Raw genomic sequence first — 10,441 nt, forward strand, 5'->3', positions numbered from 1 at the left:
GGCCGCGGCGCCCGCCGACCGCGGCCGCGCCTGCTCGGCGCCCTGGTCCCGGACGCCGGCGCGAGGCGTGGGCCCCGGTCGCGCTCGCGCTGGGCTGGGTCCGGTCGGACGAGCCGGCGCTCCGGCAGTGGCGCGCCGCGCCGGGCGCGCTCCGGACCGCCGCGATGCGCGCCACCGGCGAGGCGCTGCGCCGGCGCGCGCGGGCGCGCCCGCTCTGCGTCCTGCTCGACGACGCGCACTTCGCCGACACCGCCGCGCTGGACGCGCTCGAGTACGCGGCGCTCGCCGAGGCGGACGTCCCGCTGTTCGTGTGCGCGCTGGGCCGCCCCGCGCTGGCCACGGCGCGCCCCACCCTCGGCGATCGCGCCGCGCGCGCGATCCACCTCTCCCTCGGCCCCCTCGGCGCGGACGAGTCGGCGGAGCTGTGCCGGCGCCTCCTGCTCCCGGCGGAGAACGTGCCGGCGCGCGCCATCGCCCGGCTGATCGAGCGCGCGCGCGGCGTGCCGGTGCTGCTGGTCGAGCTGGTGCGCGGGCTCCGCGCGCAGGGCCTGGTGCGGCAGCAGGCGGCCGACGGCAACTGGTACGTCGCCACCGACGAGCTGGACCGCGTGCCGGATCTTCCGCTGGTGGACTGGCTGGCCCAGCAGGAGCTGGCGCTGCTCCCGGAGGCGCTGGGCGCGCACGCGCGCCTGGTGGCGCTGCTCGCCGACGAGGTCACGGGCGCGGAGGTCGCCGGGATCGTGGCGGAGCTCGATCGCGAGGGCGGCGGCCCGCTGGTGAGCCTGGATCCGGACGTCGCCACACGGCGCCTGGTCGAGCTGCGGGTGCTCACCGAGCGGGCGGACCGCGTCGCGTTCCGGCACCCCATGCTCCGCGACGCGGTGGCGGCCTCTGCGTCGGACCCGGAGCGGCGCGCGGTCCACCGCGCCGCGTTCCGGTACTACCTGCTCGCGGCCGACATCCCGGAGGGCGAGCGGCTGCCCCGCCTCGCGGTGCACGCCGAGGCCTGCGGGCTGCGGCCGGAGGCGGCGTCGCTGTGGCTCCGGATCGCGGAGGCGCTGCGCGGGCGCCACGCGTACGTGGAGGCCGAGACCCACTACACCCGCGTGCTCACGCTCCTCGCCGAGGACGACGAGCGGGGCCGCTTCTCCGCGCTGCGGGGGCGCGGGCTGGTCCGGTACCGGCTCGGCCGGTACCGCGACGCCATCTCCGACCTGGGCGCCGCCTCGGCCGCCGCCCGCGCGCTCCGCGACCGCAGCGGCGAGATCGAGTGCCTGCTCGACGAGGCGACCGCGCTCGACTGGATGAACGACTACGGCGCGTCCTCGGAGCGGCTGCGGGCCGCCGAGGCGCTGGCCGGGACCAGCCCGAGCCCGCTGCTCGCCGCCCGGCTCATGGTGGCGCGCGGCCGGGCCATGCTGCGGGCGGGCCGCTGGCAGGAGGGCGCCGCGGCGGTGGAGGCGGCGGCGGTGCTGGCCGAGCCGCTCGGCGACGAGGGCTACGAGACGCTGGTCGTGGCGCTGGTGCTCGGGGGCGCCGCCCTCCCCGTCCTCGGGCGGATCGCCGACGCGGAGCGCGGGCTGGGGCGGGCCCTCGCGATCGCGAGCGCCCGCGGCGACGCGCTCCACCTCGCGTCCGCCCTCAACAACCGCCGCAGCGTCTGGATCGCGCGCGGCGAGCTCGGGCACGCGCTGGAGGACCAGGCCGCGTTCGTCCGGATCGGCCGCGATCTCGGGATGGTCGGGATCGAGTACATCGGCCAGTTCAACGCCGCCGAGCTCCACTACTGGTCCGGCGCTCCCGAGGCCGCCCTGCCGCACGTCCACCGCGCCGTCGAGATCGAGCGGCGGCACCTCGAGGTGGCGACCCGGCCGCTGGCGCGCCTGCTCATGGTGCGCCTGCACGCCTGGGTGGGCGACACCGACGCGGCCCGGAGCTGGCTCGAGGAGGTGCGCCAGGCCGAGCGCTCGCGGACGGCGGCCCGGCTCGCCCCGTCCGACGCCGTGCTCGAGGCGGCCGTCGAGCTGACGCTGGACCGGGCCGGGCCCGCCGAGTGGGACCGGCTCTGCGAGCGCTCCCGCGCGGAGTCGGTCGAGCAGGAGCCGATCGAGGTGCAGGAGCTGCGGGCGCTGGCGGCGCTCCGCGCCGGCCGGCACGACGAGGCGCGCAGGGCGATGCGCGAGGCGCTCGAGCTCGCGGCGCGGATCCCCAACGTGATGCAGCGGCGGCTCCGGCTGTCGCTGGCCCGCATCGAGGGCGAGCCGGGGACCTCGCCCGTCCCCCGCTGACGCGATCCCGCGACGGCGCGCCGGATCACCTGGGGCCGGCGGCGCTCATGAGCGCGGCGACCGTCAGCGCGACCACCGACTCGCCCACGATGGCACCGGCCGCGACCGGCTCCACGTACCGGCCCCGGCCCCGCCGCGCCGCCCACGCGCCGAGGAGCGCGCCCACCACCATCGCGCCGACGTAGTGCGCCGGGACCAGGAAGCCGAGCCCGACCACGCCGGGGCTCGGCAGCCTCCCCTGCGCCCGGCGGCGCCCGGCGAGCTCGAGCAGCATGCCCAGGATCGCGCTCGCCCCGAGCAGCGCCAGCGCGCCGTGCGGCAGGTGTCCGCCCTCCCCGACCGCCTCCGCCAGCGCCTGCCACCGCAGGGCCGTGGGGGCCGGCAGCTCCGCGGACCCGAGCCCGTGCGCGCGCACGAACGCGGTGTAGAGCGGAACCGCCGCCACGGACCCGAGCACCACTCCCAGGATCTGGGCGCGGAGCTGGAGCGCCGGCGCGACCCGGAGGCGCGCGCCGGCCCGCAGCGACCACAGCGAGATGGTGGTCTGGCTCGCGATGGAGGCGGCGAGCGCGCCGGCCCCGGTCGCCCCCACCGCGCCCGCTCCGAGCGCGCCGGCGCTGCCCTGCAGCACCTGGCCGACGTCGCCGATGGGCGAGACGTCGGTCCGGCCGGCGACGCGGGCGCAGGCCACCGTGCCGATGACCGTGGGCAGCGCCACCAGCACGGCCGCGCCCAGGTCGAGCCCCAGCCCGGCGTGGGCCGCGCCGATCATCAGGATCACGGCGCCGGCGGTGAGCGCGACGGTGCCGGCCGAGCGCGACGCGCCGCGCGCGAGCGCCCCCACGTCCGCCATCCCGGCCGCGAACGCGCGCAGGTCGGCGACGAGCGAGACCACGGCGCCGCCGATCACCAGCCCGACGCCGGGCCAGAGCAGCCAGCTCGCGGCGGTCACGTAGGAGAGCTCCGGGAGGACGCCGGCCCGCAGCAGCGCGGGCGTGATCACGAACCAGGCGAGCGCCGAGCCCAGCGCCAGCGCGCTGGCGTTGGCCACCCCGACGAGCGCCCCCGCGCCGACCAGCATGGGGGAGAGCGCCATGCCCAGGCCGAGCGTGCCGAGCCGGCCGCCCGCCAGCAGCGTGGCGGGGATCCACCCCGGCCCGTCGCGGAGCCCGGTGAACGCGGCCGAGAGTGCGGCGGCGAGGCCGAGCGGGCGCGCGCCGGTGCTCCCCGCGGTGCGCAGCACCTCGGCGGCGGCGATCCCGCTCGGGAACGGGAGGTTCTCGTCCTCGAGCAGGCGCCGGCGGAGCCCGTGCGCCAGCAGCACCCCCAGCGCCCCGGCGCCGATCCCGAACCCGATCACCGCCCACGCCGGCGCCGGCGCGCCCAGGAGGGCCAGGGCCGGGACCGCGCCGAGCAGGCCCGCCGCCGCCGGACCGGCCCCCGTGGCCGTGGCGATCGACTGGATGACCGTGACCTCCACCGGATCCACCCGGCGGCGGAGCGCCGGGTAGAGCGCGGCGGCGAGCACCGTCGCGGTGACGATCCCGATCTCCCAGAACCCCGTCCGGAGCCCCATGTAGACGTTGCCCGCCGCCAGGAGCAGGCCGAACACGGAGCCGGCCAGCACGGCGCGGGGAGTGAGGCTCACGCGCCCATGCTAAACCGGGGATCGAGGATGCCCGAAGAAAAGGCCACCCTTCCCCTCCCCGGCATCACGCCCCCGGTTGGAGGTCGCGCCCCGGCGCCGGAGACGCTCTCGACGGGCGCCTTCGCCGGGGACTGGCAGCTGGTCCGCTCGCTCGCGGCGGGCGGGCACGGGGTGGTCTACCTCGCGGCCCACCGCGCCACCGGGCGCCGCGCGGCGGTGAAGGTCCTGTCGCACGTCTACGCGGCGTCGCCGGAGATGGCGAGCCGGTTCGTGCGCGAGGCGCGCATCCTCTCCCGCCTCAGCCACCCGAACGTCGTCGAGATCCTGGAGCTGGGAGCGCTCGCCGACGGCCGGCCCTTCGTGGCCATGGAGCTGCTGGAGGGGCGGAGCCTCCTCGAGCTGGTGTTCGCGCGCGGGCGCCTGTCGCTGCCCGAGGCGGTCGAGCTGCTCGCGCCGGTGTGCGCCGCGCTCGACGCCGCGCACCAGGCGGGCGTGGTGCACCGCGACGTGAAGGCGTCGAACGTGTTCGTGGAGACCGGCGACCCGCCCCGCGTGAAGCTGCTCGACTTCGGCGTGGCCCACGCCGCCGGCCCGGACGACCCGAGCATCACCGTCACCGGCGAGCGGCTGGGCTCGGCGCACGCCATGGCGCCGGAGCTGATCCGCGGCGAGGCGGTGGACGCGCGCGCCGACGTCTACGCGCTGGGCGTCCTGCTCTACCAGCTCCTCACCGGCGAGCTGCCGTTCTGGTCGGAGGACCAGTTCGAGCTGGAGCGGCTCCACCTCAGCGCGCCGCCCCCGCGGCCGGGGCGGCTCGCGCCGGTGCCGACCGCGGTGGACGCGGTGGTGGAGCGCGCGCTGGCCAAGCGCCCCGACGAGCGCTTCGGCTCGGCGCCCGCGTTCCTGGAGGCGCTCCGGTCGGCGGCGGGCCTGGCCGGCCAGGCCGAGGAGCACGCGGCCCGCGCGGCCGTCCTGCACGTGTCGCTGGCGCCGGCGCGCGGGCTCGAGCCCGGCGACGTCCTGGCGCTGTTCGAGCTGGAGGACGCCGCCGCGGGCCGGCTGGCCGCGGCCGGGTGGGAGATCGACGTCCGCGCCAGCGGGACGCTGCTCGCCACGCGCGTCCTGCCGGCGGTGCCCGAGGCGGCGCGCGCGGCGCGCGCCGAGGCCGCCGAGCTCGGGGCCGGGCTGAGCGAGTCGCTGGCCCGCGCGGCGGGGGCGCGCTGCCGGGTCGAGGTGTGCCTGCACGCGGGCGAGATCCGGCTCGGCCCGGGCGAGCGGCGCGCGGGCGGCGCGGTGTACCGGATCGCGGAGTGGGTCCGGGACGCGCCCGGCGGCTTCGTCGCGACGGCGCAGGCGCTCGAGGGGCTCAGCGCCGGGCGCTGAGCGCGAGCCGCACCGCCCGGCGCAGCCCGGGGAAGCGCAGCTGCGCGGCCGCCTCCTCGCCGGTGACCCAGGCGTGCTCGGTGTGCTCGCCGGACAGGCGCGGCTCGAAGCCGTCCGGCACCCGGGCCGCGAACGCCACCTCCTCCACCACCACCAGCGCGCCCGGCCGGACGCGGTTGACGCTGGGGTCGAGGCCGAACGCGTGCCGGTAGCCGAGCGAGGCCACCGGCAGGTCGGCGCCGGTCTCCTCGCGCAGCTCCCGCCGCGCGGCCTGCTCCGGCGACTCGCCCGGCTCGATGCGCCCGGTCACCTGCTGCCAGAAGCCGCCGCGCTCGGCGCTGCGGCAGAGCAGGAGCACGCGCCCGTCCGCGCGCACCGGCACCACCGAGATGGTGCGCAGGTCGGGCCCGGCGTCGGTGCGGGCCAGCTCCAGCACGTCGGCGAGGTGCGCGGCCAGCCGGTTCTCGATCTCGGCCTGCTCCGGCGTGGCCCGGCTGCGCGACGCCAGCTCGGCCTCGAGGCTGGTCACGCCCAGGCGCGGGTCGGCGATGCCGCACGGGACGATCACCTGGAAGTGCGCGAGGTCGGTGCGGGCGTTGAACGCGAAGCCGTGCGAGGTGATCCAGCGCGACAGGTGCACGCCGATGGCGCCGATCTTCCGGCGCCCCACCCAGCAGCCGCGGTGCTCGGGGTGGCGGCCCGCCTCGACGCCGAAGTCGGCGCAGGTGCGGATCATCGCCTCCTCCAGCGCGCCCACGTACCGCCGCACGTCCCTGCGGCCGTTCAGGTCGAGCACCGGGTAGCCGACGATCTGGCCGGGGCCGTGGTAGGTGACGTCGCCGCCGCGGTCGGTCTCGTGGATCTCGAAGCCCTGCTTCTCGAGCCAGGCCGGCGCCGCGACGATGTGCTCGCGCCCGGCGCTCCGCCCGAGCGTCAGCACCGGCGGGTGCTCGAGCAGGAACAGGAAGTCGGTCCCGGCGGGCGTGCCGGCGCGGACGGCGTCGCCGGCGAGCCGCATGAGCGCGAGCCCGTCCTCGTACTCGACGCGGCCGAGGCGGTAGGTGCGCAGGACGCGCGGCATCGGTCCCCTCCCCGCCGGTCCCGCGCGCCGCCCGGGGGCGGCGCCGCGCGCCCGGCGGAGCGCGCGCGTCAGGCCCGGGCGCCCGCGGCGGCCTCGCCCTTCTTCGGGCGCTCCGGGCGGTTCAGCATGTGGATGGCCTCGCCGAGCGCGGCGCGGCAGGCCTCGTTGAAGGCCTCGGGCAGCGTCGGGTGGGCGTGGATGGTGAGCGCCACGTCCTCGAGGTACGCGCCCATCTCCAGCGCCAGCGCGGCCTCGGCGATGAGGTCGCCCGCCTCGGGCCCGCAGATGCTGGCGCCGAGCAGCAGCTTCGTCTTGCGATCGCCCACCACCTTCACGAAGCCCTCGGTGTGGTGGATGGCGATGGCGCGGCCCAGCGCGCCGAACGCGAACTTGCCGACGATGGGGTCGTAGCCCTGCTTGCGCGCCTCCTCCTCCGAGAGCCCCACCGCGGCGACCTCGGGGTCGGTGAAGATGGCGGTGGGCATCGCCACCCAGTCGCGCACGGTCTTGTGGCCGGCGATGACCTCGGCCGCGATCTCGCCCTCCTTCGACGCCTTGTGCGCGAGCAGCGGCGGGCCGGTCACGTCGCCGGCGGCGAAGATGGTGGGCACGCTGGTGCGGTACTGCTGATCGACCTCGATGAAGCCCTTCGGCCCGATCTTCACGCCGACCTGCTCCAGGCCGAAGCCGGCCGAGCTGGGCTTGAAGCCGACCGCGACCAGGATCTTGTCGCAGGCGAGCTCCTGCTCCTTGCCGTCGATCTCCACCTTGACGACGAGCTCCTTCCCGCGGCGCTCGTAGCCCTTGGCCTTCGCGTTCACGTGCACGGCGACGCCGCGCTGCCGGAGCCCCTTCTGCACCAGGCGCACCGCGTCCGGATCGACGCCGGTGAGCACCTGCGGCAGCGCCTCGAGGAACGTCACCTCCGCGCCGAGCTTCGCGTAGACGGTCCCGAGCTCCATGCCGATGATGCCGCCGCCGATGCAGACCAGGCGCTTCGGCACCTCGGGGAGATCCACCGCCTCCCGCGCGCTCCAGACGTCCTTCCCGTCGAACGCGAACCCTGGGATCTCGATGGGCCGCGCGCCGGTGGCGACGAGGATCGCGCCGGCCTCGAGGCGGGTCTTCTGCCCGTCCTTGCCGGCCACCTCGACCGCGGTCGGGCCGACCACGGTCGCGGTCCCCCGCACCACCTCGACGCCGTTGCCCTTCTCGAGCAGCGCCACGCCGCCGGTGAGCTTCTTCACCACGCCGTCCTTGAACTCGCGCAGCTTCGGGACGTCCACGCGCGGCGGCTCGGCGATGATGCCGCGATCGGCGGCGCCGCGCATCTCGTCCACCAGGTTGGCGGCCGCGATGAGCGCCTTCGACGGGATGCACCCCCAGTTCAGGCAGACGCCGCCCAGCGTGGCGTCCTTCTCGACGAGCGCGACCTTCTTGCCGAGCTGCGCGAGGCGGATGGCGGCCGGGTAGCCGCCGGTGCCGGCGCCGATCACGATGGCGTCGTAGGTCTGGGTGGGCATGGCGTTCCCTCGATGAAGGCGCTGGAAGATCGACGCGCGGGCATCCCCGCGCACGCGCGGACTTTAACGGCGGGATGAGGCCGGGTAAACGCAAAATGCCTTCCCGGACAGGGCACTGCGCCCGGCCGTCCGGGCAGCGGCCGCCCGGTGCGCGCGGCCGCGCGGCCCGGCCCGGCGGCACGGTCCCGCCCTGCACCGCGTCAGCGGCTGCGCGGCTTGCGCCGGCGCTTCGCCTCCGCCTCGGAGAGCGTGCGCGGCGCGACCGGGGCCACGCCGCCGAGCGCGTGGACGACGGCCGCGGCCGCGGCGAGGCCGAACGCCCCGGTGACGAACATGGCGCTCCCGTAGCACTTCGGCTCGCGGCGCCGCTCGCCGGGCAGCCGCGGGCGCGTGCCGGGGATGCCGGCCTCGTCCCCGGGCAGCGCCAGCGTCGGCCGCGGCGCCTCCACCGACCAGACCGCGGTGACGCCGGTGGGCGCGGTGGCCGAGATCCCGAAGCGGCGGCGCAGGTACTTGCGCACGTCCTTGGCGAGCTGGTCGGTGTGCGTCTCGCAGAGGTCCGTGACCTGGATGGCGGTGGGGTCGAGCCGCCGCGCCGCGCCGAGCGAGGTGACGATGGGGATGCGGTGCTCCAGGCAGCGGGCGATGACGTGCAGCTTCGCCACCACGGTGTCCATCGCGTCCACCACGAAGGACGCGCCCTCCGGCACGAGCCGCGCCGCGCTGCCCTCGTCGTAGCGCTCCACCACCGCGTCCACCCGCGCCCCCGGGCCCACGCGGCGGAGCCGCTCCGCCAGCGCCTCGGCCTTGGGCTCGCCGAAGGCGCCGTCGAGCGCGTGGAGCTGGCGGTTCGCGTTCGTCTCCTCGATCCGCTCGCCGTCCACCAGCGTGAGCCGGCCGACCCCGGCGCGGCAGAGCGCCTCGGCGGCGACCGTCCCGACGCCGCCGATCCCCAGCACCACCACGTGCGCCCGCGCCAGCCGGTCCATGGCCTCGAGCCCGAGCAGCCGGGCGGTGCGATCGAGGCGGGGGGAGACGGGGCGGTCGCCGGCCATGCGGGCCCGGTGTAGCGCGGCCGCGGGCGGCGCTCAAGCCAGCCGGAACAGCGCCCGGGCGTTCGCGGTGGTGAGCGCGTCCGCCTCCGCCGCGCCGACGCCGAGCGCGCCCGCCAGCGCGGCGAGGATGCCGGGGAGGTAGGCGGGCTCGTTGCGGCCGCGGTGCGGGCGCGGGGTCTGGTCGGGCGCGTCGGTCTCGACGAGCAGCCGCTCCCGCGGCACCGCCCGCGCGGCGTCGAGCGGCTTGCGGGCGCGCTCGTAGGTGAGCGGGCCGGCGAAGGAGAAGTGCAGGCCCGAGGGCAGGTAGGCGCGGACCTGGTCGGCGCTGCCGGAGAAGCTGTGCAGCACGCCGCCCGCCGGGAGCGGCGCCTCGGCGAGCAGCGCCAGGAGCGGCTCGTGCGCGCGCAGGCAGTGCAGGATCACCGGCAGCCGGAAGCGCCGCGCCAGCGCCAGGTGCTCGCGCAGCACCGCCACCTGGCGATCCATGCGGGCGCCCGCCTCGACGCTGGGCCCGTCGAGCCCGCACTCCCCCACCGCCACCGCGCCGCCGCGGGCGAGCGCGGCCTCGAGGTCGGCGAGCCGGCGGTCGTCGCCGCGCGCGTCGAGCTCGGGCAGGAGCTGCGGGTGGATGCCGAGCCCGTGGTGGACGCCCGGGGTCGCGGCGGACCACGCCGCGAGCGCCGCCCAGCCGTCCGGCCCCACCGCCGGAACGACCACGTCGGTGACCCCGGCGGCGCGCGCCCGGGCCAGCGCCTCGGCCCGGTCCGCGTCGAACGCGCGCCCGTCGAGGTGGCAGTGCGAGTCGATCACACCAGCTGCATGAACAGCAGGTTGGGATCCTCGAGGTACTTGATCACCTGGTAGGTGAACGCGGCCGCCTCGTGCCCGTCCACCACGCGGTGGTCGCTCGTCAGCGACACGTGCATCACGTCGCGCGCGACGATCTGCCCATCGCGCACCACCGGCGTGGGCCGGATGCGGTGGATGCCCAGGATGCCGACCTCGGGGTGGTTGAGCACCGGGGTGGCGAACAGCCCGCCCAGCGCGCCCAGGCTGGTGATGGTGAACGTCGAGCTGCCCAGGTCCTCCGGCCGGATGCGGCCGGCCTTGGTGTCCTGGGAGAGCCGCTCGATCTCGCGGGCGAGGTCGAGGAGCGAGCGGCGGTCGGCGGCGCGGATCACCGGGACCACCAGGCCCGCGTCGGTGGCCGAGGCCACGCCGACGTCGTAGCGGTGCTTCACCACGATCTCGCCGCGCTCGTCGTCGAGCGACGCGTTCAGCTTCGGGAACTTGCGCAGCGCGGCCACCACCGCCTTCACCACGAAGGGCAGGAACGTGACCCTCACGCCCTCCTCCTTCGCGGCGGCGGCGATCCGGTCCTTCACCCGCACCAGCTCGGTGACGTCCGCCTGCTCCACGAACGTGAAGTGCGCGGCGGTCCGCTTCGAGCGCGCCATGTTCTC

7 protein-coding genes and 1 pseudogene are annotated in these 10,441 nt (G+C 77.2%); 2 read left to right on the forward strand and 6 right to left on the reverse strand.

Annotated features, from left to right (window positions below; all coding sequences use genetic code 11):
* A pseudogene (locus PSR1_RS17920) lies at nt 1-2,288 on the forward strand (serine/threonine-protein kinase PknK); the annotation flags it as partial.
* Between the two features lie 25 nt (nt 2,289-2,313).
* On the opposite strand, the gene PSR1_RS17925 reads toward PSR1_RS17920, so the two are convergent.
* On the reverse strand, nt 2,314-3,936 hold the full coding sequence (locus tag PSR1_RS17925; protein WP_059438813.1) for an OPT/YSL family transporter: 1,623 nt from the start codon (nt 3,934-3,936) through the stop codon (nt 2,314-2,316).
* Nucleotides 3,937-3,963: 27 nt separating this feature from the next.
* On the opposite strand from PSR1_RS17925, the gene PSR1_RS17930 reads away from it, so the two are divergent.
* The gene (locus PSR1_RS17930; RefSeq protein WP_059438814.1) at nt 3,964-5,319 is read left to right on the forward strand and encodes a serine/threonine-protein kinase; all 1,356 of its coding nucleotides are present in this window, start codon (nt 3,964-3,966) and stop codon (nt 5,317-5,319) included.
* Here PSR1_RS17930 and lipB read toward each other — a convergent pair.
* The 5 genes from lipB to PSR1_RS17955 form a co-directional block, all read right to left on the reverse strand.
* Complete coding sequence (gene lipB / locus PSR1_RS17935) at nt 5,303-6,400, reverse strand: lipoyl(octanoyl) transferase LipB (protein WP_059438815.1); 1,098 nt, start codon at nt 6,398-6,400, stop codon at nt 5,303-5,305. The genes PSR1_RS17930 and lipB overlap by 17 nt on opposite strands.
* 68 nt (nt 6,401-6,468) lie before the next feature.
* A complete protein-coding gene (gene lpdA, locus PSR1_RS17940) occupies nt 6,469-7,923 on the reverse strand; it encodes a dihydrolipoyl dehydrogenase (RefSeq protein WP_059438816.1) in 1,455 nt (484 codons plus the stop codon).
* A gap of 200 nt (nt 7,924-8,123) precedes the next feature.
* Nucleotides 8,124-8,978, reverse strand: a complete 855-nt coding sequence (locus tag PSR1_RS17945; protein WP_059438817.1) for a ThiF family adenylyltransferase — start codon at nt 8,976-8,978, stop codon at nt 8,124-8,126.
* A 33-nt stretch (nt 8,979-9,011) separates the two neighbouring features.
* Nucleotides 9,012-9,788, reverse strand: a complete 777-nt coding sequence (locus PSR1_RS17950; protein ID WP_059438818.1) for a TatD family hydrolase — start codon at nt 9,786-9,788, stop codon at nt 9,012-9,014.
* The coding region (locus PSR1_RS17955; protein ID WP_160309034.1) for a 2-oxo acid dehydrogenase subunit E2 at nt 9,785-10,441 on the reverse strand (657 nt) is incomplete at its 5' end. The genes PSR1_RS17950 and PSR1_RS17955, both read right to left, overlap by 4 nt.

It is taken from the genome of Anaeromyxobacter sp. PSR-1, from assembly GCF_000964525.1.
In the GTDB taxonomy this organism is placed as follows: Bacteria; Myxococcota; Myxococcia; order Myxococcales; family Anaeromyxobacteraceae; genus Anaeromyxobacter.